General features: G+C 63.2%; 13 protein-coding genes. 1 reads left to right on the forward strand and 12 read right to left on the reverse strand.

The features are described 5' to 3' along the window. Positions 1 to 11: 11 nt before the first annotated feature. From ppc to cysM, 5 genes are all read right to left on the reverse strand, one after another. On the reverse strand, positions 12 to 2,687 hold the full coding sequence (ppc, locus tag R3F72_RS07515; protein ID WP_332779337.1) for a phosphoenolpyruvate carboxylase: 2,676 nt from the start codon (positions 2,685 to 2,687) through the stop codon (positions 12 to 14). 192 nt (positions 2,688 to 2,879) lie between these two features. After that, on the reverse strand, positions 2,880 to 3,755 hold the full coding sequence (gene mazG / locus R3F72_RS07520) for a nucleoside triphosphate pyrophosphohydrolase (RefSeq protein WP_332779327.1): 876 nt from the start codon (positions 3,753 to 3,755) through the stop codon (positions 2,880 to 2,882). Beyond that, complete coding sequence (gene relA / locus R3F72_RS07525; RefSeq protein WP_087719484.1) at positions 3,752 to 6,016, reverse strand: GTP diphosphokinase; 2,265 nt, start codon at positions 6,014 to 6,016, stop codon at positions 3,752 to 3,754. Before relA ends, mazG begins: the two co-directional genes overlap by 4 nt. Before the next feature lies 1 nt (position 6,017). Next, positions 6,018 to 7,442 (reverse strand): 23S rRNA (uracil(1939)-C(5))-methyltransferase RlmD, encoded by a 1,425-nt coding sequence (gene rlmD, locus R3F72_RS07530; RefSeq protein WP_087719485.1) that lies wholly within the window; start codon positions 7,440 to 7,442, stop codon positions 6,018 to 6,020. A 2-nt stretch (positions 7,443 to 7,444) separates the two neighbouring features. After that, a complete protein-coding gene (gene cysM / locus R3F72_RS07535) occupies positions 7,445 to 8,341 on the reverse strand; it encodes a cysteine synthase CysM (protein ID WP_087719486.1) in 897 nt (298 codons plus the stop codon). Between the two features lie 258 nt (positions 8,342 to 8,599). Between cysM and R3F72_RS07540 the strand changes: the two genes are divergently transcribed. Then, complete coding sequence (locus tag R3F72_RS07540) at positions 8,600 to 11,116, forward strand: response regulator (RefSeq protein WP_332779328.1); 2,517 nt, start codon at positions 8,600 to 8,602, stop codon at positions 11,114 to 11,116. Positions 11,117 to 11,121: 5 nt separating this feature from the next. Here the strand turns inward: R3F72_RS07540 and pdxJ are convergent, their stop codons facing one another. The 7 genes from pdxJ to R3F72_RS07575 form a co-directional block, all read right to left on the reverse strand. Continuing rightward, positions 11,122 to 11,919, reverse strand: a complete 798-nt coding sequence (gene pdxJ, locus R3F72_RS07545; protein ID WP_332779329.1) for a pyridoxine 5'-phosphate synthase — start codon at positions 11,917 to 11,919, stop codon at positions 11,122 to 11,124. Between the two features lie 80 nt (positions 11,920 to 11,999). After that, positions 12,000 to 12,710 (reverse strand): DNA repair protein RecO, encoded by a 711-nt coding sequence (gene recO / locus R3F72_RS07550; RefSeq protein ID WP_332779330.1) that lies wholly within the window; start codon positions 12,708 to 12,710, stop codon positions 12,000 to 12,002. Positions 12,711 to 12,796: 86 nt separating this feature from the next. Continuing rightward, positions 12,797 to 13,696: a GTPase Era gene (gene era, locus R3F72_RS07555; RefSeq protein ID WP_332779331.1), complete on the reverse strand. Its 900-nt coding sequence runs from the start codon at positions 13,694 to 13,696 to the stop codon at positions 12,797 to 12,799. Further along, positions 13,693 to 14,376 carry a ribonuclease III gene (rnc, locus tag R3F72_RS07560; RefSeq protein ID WP_442978339.1) on the reverse strand — a complete coding sequence of 228 codons (684 nt, stop codon included), beginning with the start codon at positions 14,374 to 14,376 and terminating at the stop codon, positions 13,693 to 13,695. Before rnc ends, era begins: the two co-directional genes overlap by 4 nt. 199 nt (positions 14,377 to 14,575) lie before the next feature. Next, positions 14,576 to 15,364, reverse strand: a complete 789-nt coding sequence (gene lepB, locus R3F72_RS07565; RefSeq protein ID WP_087719492.1) for a signal peptidase I — start codon at positions 15,362 to 15,364, stop codon at positions 14,576 to 14,578. A gap of 11 nt (positions 15,365 to 15,375) precedes the next feature. Further along, positions 15,376 to 17,193 carry a translation elongation factor 4 gene (gene lepA, locus R3F72_RS07570; RefSeq protein WP_087719493.1) on the reverse strand — a complete coding sequence of 606 codons (1,818 nt, stop codon included), beginning with the start codon at positions 17,191 to 17,193 and terminating at the stop codon, positions 15,376 to 15,378. 339 nt (positions 17,194 to 17,532) lie between these two features. Beyond that, positions 17,533 to 18,948, reverse strand: coding sequence for a DegQ family serine endoprotease (locus tag R3F72_RS07575; protein WP_332779333.1), 1,416 nt, complete (start codon positions 18,946 to 18,948; stop codon positions 17,533 to 17,535). Positions 18,949 to 19,375 lie beyond the last annotated feature (427 nt).

Below are 19,375 nucleotides of genomic sequence, written 5' to 3' on the forward strand. Positions count from 1 at the left end.
GGCTCGGGTGGCTAGCCGGTGTTGCGAAGGCCAGCGGCGATGCCTGCCATCGTGACCATCAGCGCCCGGGAGAGCTCCGGGGTGATGTCGCCGTCCGCATCGCGGTTGCGCTGCAGCAGTTCGGCCTGGAGGCCATGCAGCGGGTCGATGTAGGGGTTTCGCACCTCGATGGCCTGACGGATCAGCGGCGTGTTCTCGAGTAACTGGCGCTGATCGAGTATCCGCAGCAGCACGGCCTCCAGATCCCCCAGGCGCTGGCGCAGCGACTCGCCCAGTTGCGTCAGGGCGGGATCGTCGACCAGGCGCTTTTCGTAGTAGGCGGCGATAAGCGGATCCGACTTGGCCAGCAGCATCTCGAGCATGTCCAGATAGGTGCCGAAGAATGGCCACTGCTCGCGCATCTCGCGCAATCTGTCGAGCCCGCCATCTTCTTCCAGCCGCTGCGAGAATGCTTCGCCGCTCCCCAGCCAGGCCGGCAACATCAGGCGGGTCTGCGTCCAGGCGAAGATCCAGGGTATGGCACGCAACGTTTCGATGCCGCCCTCCTGGCGTCGCTTGGCGGGACGCGAACCTAGCGGCAGCCGGCCCAACGCCCCCTCCGGCGTCACCGCCCGGAAGTAAGGCACGAAGTCGGGATCCTCGCGCACGACGCCAACGTAGGCACGGTGGGCGATGTCGGCCAGGCGATCCATCTCCTCGCGCCAGACCGGCTGCGGCGCGGGCGGCGGCAGCAACGTCGCTTCCAGCACTGCGCAGACGTAGATCTCCATCGAGCGCAGGGCGATATCGGGCTGGCCGAACTTGAAGCGGATCATTTCGCCCTGCTCGGTCACCCGCAGGCTGCCGTTCACCGAGCCGGGCGGCTGCGACAGGATCGCTGCATGGGCCGGACCGCCGCCGCGACCGACGGTGCCGCCGCGGCCGTGGAAGAGGGTCAACGACACGCCGCCTTCGCGGCACACCTCGACCAGCCGCTCCTGGGCCCGATACTGAGCCCAGGCAGCCGCCAACTGGCCGGCATCCTTGGCCGAATCCGAGTAGCCGATCATCACTTCTTGGTGATCGCCGGCGGCCTCGCGATAGCCCGGTAGCGCCAGCAGACGTTCGATCACGTCACCGGCCCGATCCAGATCGTCCAGCGTCTCGAACAGCGGCGCGATGGGCAGACGCACGCCGTTGCCGGCCTCCTTCATCAGCAGCGCCACCGCCAGCACGTCGGAGGGTTGCTGCGCCATGGAAATGACGTAGGTGCCCAGCGCCTGGCGATGCTCGCGGCCGATGACGCCGAAGGTATCGAGCACTTCGCGGGTCTCGGCCGAGCACGCCCAGCGCGAAGGAATCAGCGGTCGCGGAGAGGCCAGCTCCTCGAGCAGAAACGCCTGCCGCGCCGGTTCGTCCCAGTCGTGATAGTGGCCGACGCCAAGGTAGTCGGTCAGCTCCTCGAACACCTGCGCGTGGCGGGCGCCATCCTGGCGCACGTCGAGCTTGGCCAGGTTGACGCCGAAGACCGCCACCCGTCGCAGCGTGTCGAGCAGCACCCCGTTGGCGATGGTTTCCAGCCCCACGTCGCACAGCGAGCGATAGCAGGTCAGCAACGGAGCGAAGAGCTGTTCGCGCGTTTCGATGATCGGCGCATCGCTGGGCGGTTCACCGTCGAGTCGCGCTCGCGACCAGGCCCGGGTCGCCTCCAGCCGGGTCGACAGCCGCTTGAGCAGGGCGCGATAGGGCTCTGCTGCTTGGCGAGAATCGCGCTCGGGATCGTCGCCGACTTCGGCCCGCAGCGCATCATTGGCCTTCCACATCGACAGCTCGGCCTTGAGCTGTTCGAGATCGCGCAGGTAGAGATCCGCCGCCATCCAACGGCCCAGCAGCAGCACTTCTTCGGTCACGCCGGCCGTGACATTGGGGTTGCCGTCCCGATCGCCACCCATCCACGAGGCGAAGCGGATGGGAGAGGCTTCCAGCGGCAGGCGCTCGCCGGCGGTCTCCATCAGCAGCGCGTCCAGATCGCGATGGAACGTCGGCACCGCTTCCCACAGCGAATTCTCGATCACCGCAAACCCCCATTTCGCCTCGTCGACGGGTGTGGGGCGCTCGTGGCGGATCTCGTCGGTGTGCCAGGACTGGGCGATCAGTTCTTCCAGACGGCCGTGCGCTCGCTGCAGCACTTCCGGATGGTCGGCGCTGGTCTCGATGGTCTGCAGGCAGTGATCGATGGCGTCGTATTTCTGGATCAGGGTGCGGCGGATGACTTCGGTGGGATGCGCCGTCAGCACCAGGTCGACTCGCATGTCGGCGATGGCATCGACCAGCTGGCGCGAGGAATGCCCCGATGCCGCCACCCGATGGAGCAGCTCGCCAAGATCGGGCTGGGTGCCGGGCTTGTAATCCTCGACCCTCCGAAAGCGCGCCCGATAGTGCTGCTCGGCGATATTGGAGAAGTTGAGAAACTGGTTGAACGCGCGGGTGACCGGCAGCAATTCCTGCTCGGGGAGCGCGCGAAGGTAGTCGATCAGCTCGCGCCGGTCCGCTTCCTCGGCGTTCTGCCGCCCTTTCTTGGCCAGGGCGCGGATACGTTCGATGCGGTCCACGAACTCGCTGCCGAGATCCTTGGCGATGGTGCGGCCGAGACTATCGCCCAGCAGCCTGACATTGTCCCGCAACGACTCATGCAGCGACGTTTCCACTTCCGAGTTCATGGCATCCCTCCCAAGATGGTGGAGCAGGGGCACCATGTGGCGCCCCTGCCCGAACAGACCGATATCGTCAAAAGCCCTATCGTCAAAAGCCCTTTAGGGTTCAGCATAACGATCTGCGGGACGGAGTCGACCGGCAGGAAAAACGACATTAGTCGTAAATTTACGACCTCAACGAAGGATTCAGGCGTTTTCGTCCTGCTTCGCCGCCTGCCAGTGGCGCTCCATCTCCTCCAGCGAGGCATGCTCGATGCGCGAGCCATCTGCCGCCAGCGCCCGCTCGACATGACGAAAGCGGCGCTCGAACTTGGCGTTGGTGCGGCGCAGCTGCTGCTCCGGGTCACACCCCAGACGGCGCGCCAGGTTGACCACGGCGAACAGCAGGTCGCCGACCTCTTCCTGGGCGTGGGCCCGATCGTCTTCGGCCAGCGCCGCTTCGACCTCGGCGAGCTCCTCGCGGATCTTGTCGATGACGCCGCCCTCGTCCGGCCAGTCGAAGCCCTGGCCGGCCGCACGCTTGCTCAGCTTGGCGGCCCGGCTCAGGGCCGGCAAGGCAGTCGGAACGTCGTCCAGCGCCGAGGCTCTGCCTCGATTCGAGGTATGGCGAACCTCACGCTCCTCGGCCTTGAGCGCTTCCCAACGCGCCTTTACCCGACCTTCGGCGATCTCGTCGTCGCCGCGCCGGGACTCCAGCGTGCCGTCGGGGAAGACGTGCGGATGGCGGCGCAGCATTTTTGCCGTCAAGGTATGGACGACATCGCCGAAGTCGAAGCGCCCTTCCTCGCTTCCGAACTGGCTGTAGTAGACGACCTGGAACAGCAGATCGCCCAGCTCGCCCGGCAGTTCGTCGAACGCCCGCCGCTCGATGGCATCGGCGACCTCGTAGGCTTCCTCGAGCGTATGCGGAACGATGGTGTCCCACTCCTGCTTGATATCCCACGGGCAGCCGTGCCGGGGGTCTCTCAATACGGCCATCAGAGTCAGCAGGTCATCGAGCGTATGTCGCCGAGAATCCTGGCGACCAGCATCGGGCGATGGTGCAGTGCCTTCGTCCTTCATCGTGACTCCTGTCCCTGAGCATGGCCTTGGCGCAGCCGTTTGACGTCGATCACGTTGGGCAACTGCTGGATGCGCGAGAAGATGCGCTCCAGCGCTTCCAGCCCGTCGATTTCCAGCGTGATCCGCATCCGCGCGATATTGTCCAGCTTGTCCGTCACCGTGTTGACCGAGGTCACGTTGACGCGATCACTGGAGAGTACGTGGGTGACATCGCGCAGCAGCCCGGAGCGATCCCACGCTTCGATCTCGATATCCACCGGGTACTGGGCACGTACTTTCTGCCCCCACTCGACATCGACGATCCGCCGTGGCTCCTCGCTGCGCAGCTGCAGCACGTTGGCGCAGTCCTGGCGGTGAATGGTGACGCCGCGACCCTGGGTGATGTAGCCGATGATCTGGTCCCCCGGCACCGGGTGGCAGCAATTGGCCATGGCCGTCTTGAGATTGCCGACGCCAAGTACGGTGATGCCGTCGCTGGATTCCTTGCCCTGGTGGCGCCTGGGCTTGGTCAGCAGCCGGTCGAGCTGCTCCTGATCGTCGCTCTCGCCGAACAGCTGCTGCGCCTGATGCAGCACCTGGCCGATGCGAAGATCGCCGGCGCCGATCGCGGCGTACATGTCATCCACCGAGGTGTAGTTGACCGCCCCCGCCAGCCGTTCGAGGTCGACGCCGTCGATGTCGAGCCGGCGGAACTCGCGGTCGAAGATCGCCTTGCCCTCGTCGAGGTTCTGCTCCCGCGCCTGCAGCTTGAACCAGGCCTGGATCTTGGAGCGCGCGCGCGAGGTGCGGACATAGCCCAGGTTGGGGTTGATCCAGTCACGGCTCGGCGCACTCTTGGTCGCGGTGAGGATCTCGACCTGCTGGCCGGTCTTGAGCAGGTAGGTTAACGGGACGATACGGCCGTCTACCTTGGCCCCGCGGCAGCGGTGGCCGATTTCGGTATGCACGCGGTAGGCGAAGTCGATCGGCGTGGCGACCTGCGGCATGTCGATGACGTGGCCGTCCGGGGTGAACACGTAGATCCGATCCGGCGCCACATCGCTCGCCAGCCCTTCGCGGAAATCCCCGACATCGCCAACCTCCTCCTGCCACTCGAGCACCTGGCGCAGCCAAGCGATCTTCTCTTCGTAACTCCGGCTCTTGGCGTTGGTGTCCATCCCCTTGTAGCGCCAGTGCGCGCAGACGCCGAGCTCCGCCTCCTCGTGCATGGCGAAGGTACGTACCTGGATCTCGAGCACCTTGTTCTCGGGGCCGATCACCGCGGTATGCAGCGACTGGTAGCCGTTCTTCTTGGGGTTGGCGATATAGTCGTCGAATTCGTTGGGCACATGATGCCAGCGCGAATGCACGATACCGAGGGTGGTGTAGCAGTCGGCGATTTCGGGCACCAGAATGCGCACCGCGCGCACGTCGTAGACCTGGGAGAAATCGATGCGCTTGCGCTGCATCTTGCGCCAGATCGAGTAGATATGCTTCGCGCGACCGTCCAGGTGATATCGCAGTATCCCCTGGCGTTCGAGCAGCGTTTCCAGCGTATGCACGACATCCTGGATATAACGGTCTCGATCCAGCCGCTTCTCCGCCAGTTGCTTGGCGATCGACTTGTATTCGGTCTCGTGCAGGTAGCGGAAGGCCAGATCCTCCAGCTCCCACTTGATCTGGCCGATGCCCAGCCGGTGGGCCAGCGGCGCGTAGATATCAAATACCTCGCGCGCCACGCGCAGCCGCTTTTCACGGGACGCGTCCTTGACCTGTCGCAGCATGCAGGTCCGTTCGGCGATCTTGATCAGCGCCACGCGGACGTCGTCGACCATGGTCACCAGCATCTTGCGCAGGTTGTCCTGCTGGTTGTGCTGCGACAGTCCGTGCTTGGGCGCCTGAAGCTGGCTGATCGCGGCCATGCTGAGCACCCCTTCGATCAGCTTGGCAACTTCGCCGCCCATCTGCTTGGCGACACTCTCGAGACTCAACAGACCGCGACGGACGCTGCGATAGAGAATCGCCGCTTCCAGCGTGGGTTGGTCCAGCTTGAGCTGGCTAAGGATGTCGGCCATTTCCAGGCCGGTGAGCAGTGTCTGGTCAGGGAGCGCTTCGGCCACGCCCTGGTGGGCATCCCGCTCGCTGGCCCGGAGGGCCAGTTCGCAGGCCTGGCGTATTCGCTCGGGCGCTCGCAACTCGACATCCTGCTGCAGTCGTTTCAGCCACAAATCCAGATCGACGCTGCCATCGACCAGCGGCTCGCTCTCTCGCACTTTCACCATGCTAGTGCTTGCCTCCCGAAATCGGACTTCCGAGACCACCAACCCGCCGCCGTGGCCGCTCGAACAGCGCGAGCGACTCCAGATGGGCGGTATGCGGAAACATGTCGGCCATTGCCAGACGCGACAACGAGTAGCCTCCCGCCAGCAGATGCGCCGCGTCCCGTGCCAGCGACGCGGGATCGCAGGAGATATAAGCCACCCGCGCCACGTCGCTTTCCGCCAGCTGTCGGCAAACCGCATCGGCACCGTCCCGCGGCGGATCCAGCAATACCGTATCGTGCTCGGCAATCAGCGCTTCGATCGTCGCGCCTGGCGCGCTGAGGTCGGCCTGCAATGCCGAGACGTCCAGGCCGTTGCGGCCGGCATTGTCTCGCAGCCGCTCGACCATCTCATTGCTCCCTTCGACCGCCGTGACGCTGGCAACGTCACCAGCCAGCGCCAGCGAGAAGTTGCCGATACCGGCGAACAGGTCGAGCAGCCGCTCCCCGCCGCCAGGGGCGAGCCAGTCTCGCAGCGTGTCGACCAGGCGCTGGTTGATCTCGGCGTTGACCTGCAGGAAATCACCCGGCGCCAGCGCGAGCGACACCGGTCGGCGATCGCCGCCGTCGACCGTCGTGACCAGCTCTGGCCTGTCGCCAAGCCAGACCAGGCTGGTCGACTCGCGGCCTCGGCGCAACGCACAGGCCACACCTTCGCGCTCGGAAAAGGCTCGCCAACACTGTTCGTCACCAGGTACGTCGCGCAGCTGCCGCACCACCACGGTGACCACGTCGGCATCGGTCAGCAACAGTTCAAGGTGCCCCACATGACGCGGCGCCTCGAGGGACTCCAGCTGTGCACGCAGGCGCGGCAACAGGGCCGCCAGCGGCGGCGCCAGCACGTGGCAGCTGTCGATGTCGACCAGCTGCTCGCTGCCTCGCGCGCGGAACCCGAGATGAACCCGACCTTGCGCGTCGCACTTGACGCCCAGCCTGGCGCGACGACGATAGCCGGCATCGTGGCCGATCAGCATCGCTATCTCTTCCGGGGCATCAATGGCTTGACGCTTGAGCAGATCGACCAGTACCCGGCGCTTGTGCTCGCGCTGGCCCTCGACGCTCAAGTGCTGCAGATCGCAGCCGCCGCAGCGTGCCGCGTAGATACAGGGCGGTTCCACACGCTCTTCGGCCGCGTTGAAGCGCTCGCGTACATGAGCCTCGTCATAGCGCTTGCGCTGACGATGGATCGCGATGTCGACCCGCTCTCCCGGCAGCGCGGCATCGACAAACACCGTCTTGCCTTCGGCGTTTCGCGCTACGCCACGCCCGTCATGCGCCAGTCGCTCGATGGTCAGCGAGCCGTCGTCGGCTTTCGCTGCCGGTGCGTGCCGCGACGTCTGGCGTTCGCGACGTACGACCGGTGACCGCTTTTTCCCCAGCATCGCCATGATCAGGCGTCCGGCGCATAGAGGCCGGTGGAGAGATAGCGATCGCCCCGGTCGCAGACGATGAACACGATCACGGCGTTGTCGACCTGTTCGGCGACCCTCAGCGCCCCCGCCAGCGCTCCGCCGGAGGAGACACCAGCGAGAATTCCCTCTTCCCGTGCCAGGCGGCGCATGTGCTCCTCGGCTTCCTGCTGGCCGATGTCCAGCACGCTGTCGACTCGCTGCGGTTCGAAGATGTCGGGCAGATACGCCTCGGGCCAGCGCCGGATGCCGGCAATGCTCGCGCCGTCCGCCGGCTGAAGGCCGACGACCTGGATCGACGGGTTGCGTTCCTTGAGATAGCGCGAGGTCCCCATGATGGTGCCGGTGGTCCCCATGGCGCTGACGAAATGGGTGATGCGCCCCGCGGTCTGCTCCCACAGTTCGGGACCGGTGGTACGGTAGTGGGCCAGCGGATTGTCGGGGTTGGCAAACTGGTTGAGCGGCTTGCCTTCGCCTCGGGCGATCATCTCGTCGGCCAGATCCCGCGCCCCTTCCATGCCGGCTTCCTTGCTGACGCCGATCAGCCTGGCGCCGTAGGCCGCCATGGCCTGCTTGCGCTCGCTGGAGGCGTTGTCCGGCATGATCAGGATCATGCGATACCCCATCACCGCGGCGGCCATGGCGAGTGCAATGCCGGTATTGCCGGATGTCGCTTCGATCAGCGTGTCTCCCGGCGAGATATCGCCCCGAGCCTCCGCTTCGCGGAGCATGGAGAGCGCCGGGCGATCCTTGACCGAGCCTGCCGGATTGTTACCTTCCAGCTTGGCCAGAATCGTATTGTCGCGCCCGGCATTGATGCGGGCGAGTCTCACCAATGGCGTATTGCCAACGGTTTGCGCGAGCGTGGGAAATGCCATAGAAAAGTTCCTGGGGCCAGAGCTTGTACGGTTTCGAACCGGACCAATGACGAAAGCGGCCGGCCGAGAACCAGTAAATGGAATGGTAATAGTATATCGAAGCCGGCGGGGGACATGACAGCGGTCATCCAGGACACGGCGACGGCTCGTGTGTCGGCATCGCCGTCTCGATCCATAATGGGCGATCGGTTTTATGGCATTGCCGATTCGAGTCACTGGCAGGGCTACGGTTTTTCAGACCTTCGCCGATAAAACTCCATGAAAACGCAAGAGCTTCAGGGTTTAATGGTTTCACGCGGGCTGATCATTTTTTTCATACTATTTTCCGCGCTGCTGCTCGGCTTGGCCGGGTGGCATGCCTGGGAATGGTGTCGTGCCAATGATCAGATGTTGTCCCGACGGCTGCAAAGCATCAACCGTGTCTTCACGCCATCGCTGGCTGAGGCCGCGCAGAACGAGGACATGCCTCGGGTGCACAAGCTGCTGGCCCGTCTGACCAGCGACCCGGCTATCGTCAACGCCACCCTCCGAGATGAAAGCGGCAAAGTCCGGGATTTCACGGGGACGGCCCCTCCTCCGGCGGCACTGGAGACGCTTTCATCGGCATTGCGCACCTGGAACCACGATGGGGTTCGGAGATGGATACAACCGCTGGAGACCTTCGTTCTCCCGCAGTCGCCGCACCGCTACTGGCTGGATCTGAGTCTCGATCCTCTACGCGCCAACTCCATACCTGACCGCCCTTTTAGCCCCTGGCTGCCGCTGCTGTCACTGCTGCTATTGATTCCGTTGACGTTGGTCTGGCGGCGATCACCTCCTGACCGTACGACGCGTGACCGGACAGCGCCCAACGCCAAAGCGTCGCTTTTCCCGACGTCATCATTGACTCACGCACCGGAAGTGAGCCCGGACAGTGATCTGACCTACGTGAGTCATGAGCTACGCGCGCCGCTGTCCGGGGTGCTGGGGTTCTGTCGCCTGCTGGAGAACAGCCCTCTCGATACGCAGCAACGGGAATGGCTCCGCCACATTCATCTGGCTTCCACCGGGCTGCTCGATACCGTCGACCATGTGTTGGGGGACAATCGCAGCCGGACGGATCACGTCTTTGATATCGCCGAGGTACTCTGGGAGATCCTGTGTCTGCAGACACCGTTGGCGCAAGCGAAGCGCATGACGTTGCTGGCTATTGTCTACGATGACGTTCCCCCTCGCCTCGTCGGTGCCGACATCGGCATCCGCCAGCTGCTGACCAATCTGATCAACAACGCCATCAAGTACGGCGAGGAAGGCGATATCGTCATTCGCGTCGTCCTGGAGAGCCGCGAAGGTAGCGCGGTCCGCTTGCGCTTGAGTGTCAGCGATGGCGGCAGCCGCGATCCATCAAATCGTCAGCGCCTGCAGCAAGCGCTCGAACGAGGACAAGCCGAAGCAGTCGATGCCAAAACCGGTGTGGGTATTGCTATCTGCCAGCGCCTGGCAGCGGAGATGAACGGGTCGCTGGCCCTGGGGGCCAGTTCGGGCAAGGGCAACACGATCATCGCCAGCATCGGCCTGGAGGCCTGCGAGCCCTATGTTCGCCCCGCAGAATTCGATCTGGAAGGTGCGGAAATCACAGTATGGCAGCCACATGCCCGGCTGGCGTATCTGCTCGACTATGCGCTCAAGCGATGGCGTGCGCGCCCGACATCGCTGAGCGAACCGGATTCCTTGAGCGCGACGGGTGACACGTGTCAGTTGTCGATCATTGGCATTGATGAGAAGGCTCTCGAGCCCGAGGCTCATCGAATCTGGCAACAACGCTTCGACGCCATGCGCCGCCCCTGTCTGCTGGTGGCCAATCTCACCCCGACGCGGCCGATAACCTGGCGTCTGCCGGAAGGAAGCGCCATCCTCCGGTTGCCGATCTCCCGATATAGCCTGGGGCGAGCCCTGGCCAGGATGCTCGCCGAGCATCGTCAGCGGGATTTCCCCCCGCGCCCTCGAGTGCTCGTCATCGACGATGACGAGGTGTCGCAGCACTACCTCGACGCGGTGCTTCCCATCATCGGCGCGGAAGTCGTGGTGGCGAGCAGCGCCGCCGAAGCCGTTGCCATTGCCTCGAAGCGGACCATCGATCTGGTTCTGGTGGATCTGCACCTGCCCGATGCCAGCGGCTTCGAAGCAATAGACCGCCTGCGACGACTGAATCGGGAATGGAAACGCAAACCCGTCATCGCCATGACCGCCGAACCGAACGCGCCAGAACGAAGCCGATCGACGAATGGCGCCATCAACGAGATATTAGTCAAGCCGCTAGCGGAAAGTCTGCTGAGAAGCGTGCTGGCGCAATATCTGACGATGCCTCCGTGCCCACCCTCGGAACGGACGACCTCGCCTTCAGGTACAGATCTCTCCCGAACACCGCCACCCCTGCATGCGGGTGACCTGCCGGTCGTCGACAAGGCCCGGGCCCGCCGGGTCAGTGGCGACCGCGAGGCGCTCGCCGCAGACATGTTGGCCCAGTTGATTGCGGAGCTGCCCGGGTATCGACACGAACTGAATGTCGCGTGGCAGCGCCGCGATGCCGAGCGGCTTGCCGAGATCGCCCACCAGCTCGGCGGCGGTTGCCGCTACTGCGGCGCGCTCCAGCTGGCGGCGGCTTGCGACAAACTGGAGAACCGCTGTCGCCATCACCCCGTGGACGCGTGTGGCGAGGCATTTCGTGAAGTGATGGCCGCTTGCGACCGTCTGGGCATCTGGGCCGACGACCAGACGGTCACTGGCATCCACTGACGCGCTTACGCGTGGTCGTGGTCGTGGTCGTGGTCATGCTCGAAGGATTCAATCTGGGCGACGAGTCCCGACTCCTGGCCGGCCACCATCAGCCGTTTCATTTCCGCCACGGCTTCCTTGAGCCCGACGAACAGCGCCCGCGCGATGATCGCATGGCCAATGTTGAGCTCGTGGATACCAGGGATCGCCGCAATCGCCTCGACGTTGTGGTAGTGCAGGCCGTGTCCGGCGTTCACCACCAGGCCCAGTTCGTCGGCGAATTCCGCCGCCGCGGTCAGTCGTTCGTACTCGAGGCGCTGCGCCTCGCCGCTGGTTTCCGCATAGGCACCGGTGTGCAACTCGACCACCGGGGCACCCACCTCGAATGCCGCCTGAATCTGCGCCGGCTCGGGATCGATGAACAGCGAAACCCGGCACCCTGCCGCCTCGAGTCGACGACAGGCACTAGCGATGGCATCGCGACCGCCAACGACGTCGAGCCCCCCTTCGGTGGTCAGCTCTTCCCGCTTTTCCGGCACCAGGCAGACGTCGGCGGGCTTCAACCGCTCGGCCAGGGTGACCATCTCCTCGGTCACCGCCATCTCCAGGTTCATGCGCGTATTGAGCACGGCCGCGATCAGTTCGACGTCCCGCTCCTGGATATGCCGTCTGTCCTCGCGCAGATGCAAGGTGATGCCATCGGCGCCGGCTTCCTCGGCCAGCAGCGCGGCCTGGACCGGGTCGGGATAGCGGGTACCGCGGGCCTGGCGTAGCGTCGCGACATGGTCGATGTTGACACCCAACTGAATACGAGTAGCGATCATGAACTCGGGCTCCTTGGAGCGGTGAAAGACAAGAGGACCCGGGTCGAGGGACGCGCTCCCCGGCCCGGCGATAGCGAGAATCAGGCACGCCCCTGACGGCGGCGCTGGCTGAGCCGTTGCATCAGTTCCCGGGAGCGTAGCGGCTGGTTGCCAATCAGCGGCGCCAGTGCCGCTCGGGTCAATGCCTTGCTCAGGCCAGCCAGCCCGGACGCGTCCCAGTCGCCGCGCGCCAGCAGCTTGAGGCTGCGGCCATCCCAACCGGGGTGCTGCGCACCGACGGGCATGAAGCGGCGGCTCTCGACAACGTAGGTGTAACGGGTGGAGGGATCGAGCGGGCTGTCGTCCGTCTCGAGAAAGATCGGCTCGGCATCCAGCGCCTCGAGCAAGGTGATCTCAAGGCGCCTGAGGCTGGTGGCACGTTCGGCCGGCCGGGTCAGTCGCTCGATCGTCCTGGCGTAGATGGCGAAGAGATCGCCCGTCGGCAGCCCGACCGGCAGCGCTCGCGTCAGCAGCTCATTGGCGTAGAGTCCACAAAGCAAGCCTTCACCGGCCAGCAACACCGCGCTCTGGGTGGTTTCCATCATCCGCAGGCGTTTGAGATCGCCGTCGCCGATCCAGGTCAGATGCAGTGGCGCAAAAGGTTGCAGCTTGGCGCGGGACTTGCTCCCCGCCCGCTGAACGCCCTGGGCGACGGCGCGGATATGGCCGTGCTCCAGCGTGATGACGTCCACCAGGGCGCTGGTCTCCCGATAGGGCCGCTTGTGCAGCAGATAAGCCGGCTGGGGCGTCATGGCCAATGCCTCTTGAGAGGAGCGCGCAGTTCCCTGCTCGAATCAGTTCGTCGATCGGAAGATCGGATCGTCAATCGAGATGCTCGTCAATCGAGATTGTAGCCAAGGCTCTTGAGCGCCCGGTCATCGTCCGACCAACCCCGCTTGACCTTGACCCACAGGTTGAGCATGACCTTGCTGTCGAAGGCTCGCTCCATCTCCTGGCGCGCCTCGATGCCGATCTTCTTGATCCGCTCCCCCTTGTCACCGATCAGGATCTTCTTCTGGCCCTGGCGCTCGACCAGCATCAATGCGCTGATATGGATGACCTTGCCTTCGTCGCGGAACTCCTCGATCTCGACGGTCATCTGATAGGGAAGCTCGTCGCCCAACTGGCGCATGACCTTTTCGCGGACCAGCTCGGCGGCCAGAAAGCGCTGGCTCTTGTCGGTGATCTGATCGTCCGGGAAGTAGTGCACACCTTCGGGCAGGCGCTTGCCGACTTCGCCTTCGAGCTCCGGCACGTTGGTTCCGTGCTTGGCGGAGATCGGCAGGATCGCGGCGAATTCGCGTCTGGCGGAAAGCGACTCCAGCCACGGCAGCAATGTCGTCTTGTCCTCGAGCCAGTCGACTTTGTTGACCGCCAGGATTACCGGCGCTTCGACGTGGGTGAGCTTGTCGAGCACGACCTGATCCTCATCCGTCCAGCGCGTGCGGTCGACCAGGAACACGACGCAATCGACGTCGCGCAGCGCCTGTGATGCAGCCTGGTTCATGAAGCGATTGATCGCCTTGTTGCGATCCCGGGTCTGCAGATGGATGCCGGGCGTATCGACATAGATGAACTGCGCCTCATCCACTGTCTTAATGCCCATGACCTGGTGGCGCGTCGTTTGCGGGCGCCGCGAGGTGATGGAAATCTTCTGCCCCAGGATACGGTTCATCAGGGTCGATTTACCCACGTTGGGACGCCCGACGATAGCGACGAAACCACAGCTCTGTGTCATTGACGCTTGCCCTTTGATGGTTCGAGTTTGGACAACGCAAGCTCGGCGGCCTGCTGTTCGGCGAAACGTCGGCTCGTGCCTTCTCCCAGCGTCGGTGACTCGCCCAGCATGGCCACGTGGCACTCGACGCTGAAGGTCTGGGCGTGGGCCTCGCCTTCCACCGAGATCACTTCATAGCGCGGCAACGCCTGCTGCCGGGACTGCAGGAACTCCTGCAGGCGCGTCTTGGGATCTTTCTGGGTGTTGTGCAGATCGATCGCCTCCAGCCGTGTCCCGAACCAGGCCAGCACGCGACTGCGTGCCACATCCATACCGGCGTCGAGATAGATCGCCCCGATCACCCCTTCCAGCGCGTCGGCCAGGATCGAATCGCGCCGATGACCGCCGCTTTTCATCTCGCCGGACCCCAGCCTGAGGCACTCGCCCAGGTTGAATTCCCGCGCCACCACGGCCAGCGTCTGCCCCTTGACCAGCCCGGCCCGCAGACGGGACAACTGCCCTTCCCGCGCGGCCGGAAAGCGCTTGAACAGCGCCTCGCCGATCACGAAATTGACGATCGAGTCTCCCAGAAACTCGAGCCGTTCGTTATTGGCGCCGCCGACGCTGCGGTGCGTCAGCGCCAGTTCCAGCAGCGCCGGGTCACGAAAGTCGTGGCCAATTCGGCGGCTGAAGCCTTGCAGAGGATCACTCACGTCATTCCCATTGAGTCGTTATCTTTGAAACAAAGAATCGTTGTCTTTGAAGCAAAGCGGGCGCGGGATAGCCCGTCGCCCGCTATGCGAGTTGCGCGTCTTGCCGCTGTTCCGAGAACGGGACCGTCATGATCCCGCGTCCGGAGCCGGCGGCCGACCAACTGAAATTTCAACAGCTATATAAGAATCAGTTTATCTGGCGTACCGTGCTGAAGCTAGGCAATCCACCATCCCAGTGCATCCACACGGCAAACGCCTTGCCGACGATGTTCTTTTCCGGGACGAAACCCCAGTAACGGCTGTCGTTGGAGTGGTCGCGGTTGTCGCCCATCATGAAATACTCGTGGTCGGGAACGACGATCTCCCGCATCTGGGGCCCGGGGCTCTGGGGGTTGTTGAAGATACTGTGCTCGACGTCACCGAGGTGTTCCTCGAACAGTTCTTCGCCCGGTGCTTCTGCCGGGTCGGGATCGGTCATCGACTTGGGCACCGGCTCGCCATTGACGTAGAGCTGCTTGTTTTCGTAGCGAATGTGATCCCCCGGCAGGCCAATGACGCGCTTGATGAAATTGACCGATGGATCCTGCGGGAAGCGGAAGACCATGACATCACCGCGCTCCGGTTCACCGATATCGGCAATTTCGGTGTTGATGACCGGCAGGCGGAGTCCGTAGCTGAACTTGTTGACCAGGATGAAATCCCCTACCTCGAGTGTCGGTCGCATCGAGCCCGAGGGAATCTGGAACGGCTCGATCACGAAGCTGCGCAGCACCAGAACGACCAGCAACACGGGGAAAAAGGAGCGGGCGTAGTCGACCGGCCAGGGGTCCTTGTAGTCGACCGACTTTTCGCCACCCTGTGCTTGTGCGGCGGCCTGCTGGCGTTGGCGACGCGAGCGCCGCCAGAACAGGCTGTCGAGCAACCAGACGAGCCCCGTGATGGCGACAGCCAACACCAGTAACAACGAAAAATCCATGAGGTGTTTTCCTACTCGTTCATTTTGAGAACGGCAAGGAACGCATCCTGGGGTATTTCGACACGACCCACCTGCTTCATGCGTTTCTTGCCGGCTTTCTGCTTCTCCAGCAATTTCTTCTTGCGCGTCGTGTCGCCGCCGTAGCACTTGGCCGTCACGTTCTTGCGTAGCGCCTTGACCGTCGTTCGTGCCACGACGTGACCGCCGATCGCTGCCTGTACCGCGACATCGAACATCTGGCGCGGGATCAACTCCTTCATCTTGTCGACCAGAATGCGACCACGCGAATGAGCGTGATCGCGATGAATGATCAACGCCAGCGCGTCGACACGATCGCCGTTGATGAGAATATCCAGGCGTACCAGCTTGGCGGCCTCGAAACGCTCGAAGCTGTAGTCGAGCGAGGCATAGCCCTTGGAGATCGACTTGAGTCGGTCGAAGAAGTCCATGACGACCTCGGCCATCGGCAGTTCGTAGACGAGCTGCATCTGGCTGCCCAGCACCTGCATGTCCAACTGCACGCCGCGACGATTGACGCATTCGGAGATGACGTTGCCCACGTACTCCTGCGGCACCAGAATACTGGCGCGCACGATCGGCTCGCGCATCTCCGCCACGTTGGCCATATCGGGCAGCTTCGACGGGTTGGAGATGGTGACCAACTCACCGTTGTCCATCAACAGCTCGTAGTTGACTGTCGGCGCCGTGGTCAGCAGATCGATGTCGTATTCGCGCTCCAGGCGTTCCTGGACGATTTCCATGTGCAGCGTGCCGAGGAAACCGACGCGGAAGCCGAACCCGAGCGCATCGGAGTTCTCCGGCACGTAGTCGAGCGAGGCATCGTTGAGCGCCAGCTTCTCGAGCGCGTCACGGAAGTCTTCGTAGTCGTCGGAGCTGACCGGGAACATGCCGGCGTAGACCTGCGGCTTCACTTTCTGGAAGCCGGGCAGACGCGGCACGTCCTTGGTCTTGGTATGGGTGATCGTGTCGCCGACCGGCGCGCCCTGGATATCCTTGATGCCGGCGATGACGAAGCCGACTTCGCCGGCACGCAGGATGCCGGTGGAGTTCTGCTTGGGCGTGAAATAGCCGATGTCGGTCACTTCCCAATCGCGACCGGTCGACTTCATCTGAATCTTGTCGCCCTTCTTCAAGGTGCCGTCGAACAGACGCACCAGCGACACGACACCCTGGTAGTTATCGAACCAGGAATCGATGATCAGGGCCTGGAGATGGCCTTCGCGATCGCCTTTGGGGGGCGGAATATCACGCACCAGACGCTCCAGCAGCAGATCGATGTTGAGACCGCTCTTGGCCGACACACGTACCGCGTCATGAGCATCGAGACCGATGATCTCCTCGATCTCGTGAGCCACTTTGTCCGGGTCCGCCTGGGGTAGATCCATCTTGTTGAGAACCGGGAGTACTTCCAGGTTCTGCTCGATGGCGGTGTAGCAGTTGGCGACCGACTGCGCCTCGACACCCTGAGCGGCATCGACCACGAGCAATGCCCCCTCGCAGGCGTAGAGCGAGCGCGAAACCTCGTAGGAGAAATCGACATGCCCGGGCGTGTCGATGAAGTTGAGCTGGTAGGTGTGCCCATCCTGCGCCTGGTAGTCGAGCGTGACCGACTGCGCCTTGATGGTAATACCGCGCTCGCGCTCGAGATCCATCGAATCGAGCACCTGCTCCTTGAGTTCACGATCTGTCAGGCCACCGCAGAACTGGATGATGCGATCTGCCAGCGTGGACTTGCCGTGGTCGATATGGGCGATGATCGAGAAGTTGCGAATGAACTTCAGTTGCTCGTTGCTTGCAGCGTCTGCCATTGAAACCTTACCGGTAATTTGTACGCGCGCGGTCCGCACGGAGTGCCGTAGCCAGGGAAACGTCGATAAATCGTCGAGCGGGATGAAGCGCACGACGCGCGGCGCAGGAAGCACCAGCCATGACGCGGGGTCCGGTCAGTATTCGAGCAGCGCACGACGCAGCGATTCGCCCGCGCCGACATTTATGTACCGTTGTCTTCCTGTCGCGCGGTTGATTACGAATTTGGCGCATTGTACCGACATGGCCGTGGCAAAGACAGCGACAACCGGAACGTACACAGCCTCGCTTTCGCGAGGCTGTGAGGCGGGCTTGGCCCGGTTCTTTCCGTCCGACGCGACTCAGTCGCCGACCTTCAAGCGCAACGCTACGAACAGTGAAGTCCCATCCCGGACGATACGCACCGGGATGGCACGATCACCGTCGGCCTGCTTGACCGCATCGATCAGCTGATCGGCGCTATCGATCGCTTTCTGATCGAAACTGACGACGACGTCACCAGGCTGAATACCCGCCGCCGCCGCCGCGCCACGCGGGTCGACGCGACGCACCAGGGCGCCATTATCGATATCCAGCTGCTGCTTCTCCTGATCGCTGAGATCACTGATCGCAATTCCCAGCTTGGTCTGGTCGTTGGAAGATGCGCTGGACGGCGAGCCATCGGCCGCCGTCTGGTCCGGCCAATCACCCACGGTCACGTCGACCTTGCGCTGGTCGCCACCGCGCATGACCTGCAGACTGACCTCGTCTCCCGGCGCCACCTGGCCAATCAGACGTGGCAGCGTCGTGGAGTCATCGATATCGGACCCGTCGGCACTCAGAATGACATCACCTGCCTTCAGGCCTGCCTTCTGCGCCGGGCTGTCATCACTGACATCGGAAACCAGTGCCCCCTTTGTGCCATCGAGTCCGAACGATTCGGCAAGATCCTTGGACACCGGCTGAATCACCACACCCAGCCAGCCGCGGCTCACATGACCTTCGGTGCGCAGCTGATCGGCGACGTTCATGGCAACGCTGATCGGCACGGCGAACGACAGCCCCATGAAACCACCGCTGCGTGTATAGATCTGCGAATTGATCCCCACGACTTCGCCATCGAGGTTGAACAAGGGACCACCGGAGTTACCCGGGTTGATCGCCACATCGGTCTGGATGAAGGGCACATAGGTTTCGCTCGGAAGCGTACGGTTGATCGCGCTGACGATGCCGGCCGTTACCGAATGATCGAAACCGAACGGAGAACCGATGGCGGCGACCCATTCCCCGGCTTCGAGATCATCGGAGTTGCCGATCTTGAGCGTAGGAAGATCGTCGGCGTCGACCTTGAGCAGGGCGACGTCGGTTCGCGCATCGGAGCCCACCAGTTTGGCCGGGAGTTCCCGCCGATCGTTGAGACGCACCATGATCTCGTCGGCGTCCTTGACCACATGGGCATTGGTCAGGATGTAACCATCCTTGCGGATGACGAAACCGGAGCCCAGCGACTTGCGCTCTTCCTCGCCCTGCGGCGCGCCGGGCATCGGCGGCATCTGATCACCGAAGAAGCGGCGAAATATCTCGGGAACGTCCTGCTGGCCGTATGGCCCGCTGGACGCACTGACGCTGCTGGTGGTGGCGATATTGACCACTCCGGGAGCGGCCTGCTTGACCAATCCGGTGAAGTCCGGCAGATCGCGGGCCTGCGCCGTCTGGACAGACAGTAACGTGACGGCCATCAATAGCCAGGGAGCAAACCATCTTGTCATACGTTCCATTAAACACTCCTAACATTCGATGAAGACTCTGGCGAGTCGCACGTAGCTAGATCGATGTTCATAAGGGATAAATCGGCGATAACGAACCTCACGCCATCGAATCGTCGCCGCGCCCGGTCAAGGCACGGCGACCACTTTCATTGATACGAAAACACGCCAAGAGTTCAACGGGATGTAAAGTTTCTTTGCGCTAAAGAGCGAAAAACCCCGTCACAGGCTGAAGAACTGGCTGAAGAGGAAAGGCGAGGAAACTACGCTTTGTCTGAAAAATGATGTCTTGCTAGCCTTTCCTCCCTCAGACTTGGAGGTATTGTCATGGCAGGACGTTACGAGATTTCCGATCAGGGTTGGACATTGATTGAAGATATCGTTTCGCCTGGCACGCCCGCTGGGCGTGGACGCCCACGCCGCGATGACCGGCAGATGC

It is taken from the genome of Salinicola sp. 4072 (assembly GCF_036663415.1).
Classification (GTDB): Bacteria; Pseudomonadota; Gammaproteobacteria; order Pseudomonadales; family Halomonadaceae; genus Salinicola; species Salinicola salarius_A.

What these genes read in the sequence shown, in the direction of transcription:
- mazG (WP_332779327.1), bottom strand. Translation starts at nt 3,755, where the DNA reads ATGAAGGACGAAGGCACTGCACCATCGCCCGATGCTGGTCGCCAGGAT.
- relA (WP_087719484.1), bottom strand. Translation starts at nt 6,016, where the DNA reads ATGGTGAAAGTGCGAGAGAGCGAGCCGCTGGTCGATGGCAGCGTCGAT.
- rlmD (WP_087719485.1), bottom strand. Translation starts at nt 7,442, where the DNA reads ATGGCGATGCTGGGGAAAAAGCGGTCACCGGTCGTACGTCGCGAACGC.
- cysM (WP_087719486.1), bottom strand. Translation starts at nt 8,341, where the DNA reads ATGGCATTTCCCACGCTCGCGCAAACCGTTGGCAATACGCCATTGGTG.
- R3F72_RS07540 (WP_332779328.1), top strand. Translation starts at nt 8,600, where the DNA reads ATGAAAACGCAAGAGCTTCAGGGTTTAATGGTTTCACGCGGGCTGATC.
- pdxJ (WP_332779329.1), bottom strand. Translation starts at nt 11,919, where the DNA reads ATGATCGCTACTCGTATTCAGTTGGGTGTCAACATCGACCATGTCGCG.
- recO (WP_332779330.1), bottom strand. Translation starts at nt 12,710, where the DNA reads ATGACGCCCCAGCCGGCTTATCTGCTGCACAAGCGGCCCTATCGGGAG.
- era (WP_332779331.1), bottom strand. Translation starts at nt 13,696, where the DNA reads ATGACACAGAGCTGTGGTTTCGTCGCTATCGTCGGGCGTCCCAACGTG.
- lepB (WP_087719492.1), bottom strand. Translation starts at nt 15,364, where the DNA reads ATGGATTTTTCGTTGTTACTGGTGTTGGCTGTCGCCATCACGGGGCTC.
- lepA (WP_087719493.1), bottom strand. Translation starts at nt 17,193, where the DNA reads ATGGCAGACGCTGCAAGCAACGAGCAACTGAAGTTCATTCGCAACTTC.
- R3F72_RS07575 (WP_332779333.1), bottom strand. Translation starts at nt 18,948, where the DNA reads ATGGAACGTATGACAAGATGGTTTGCTCCCTGGCTATTGATGGCCGTC.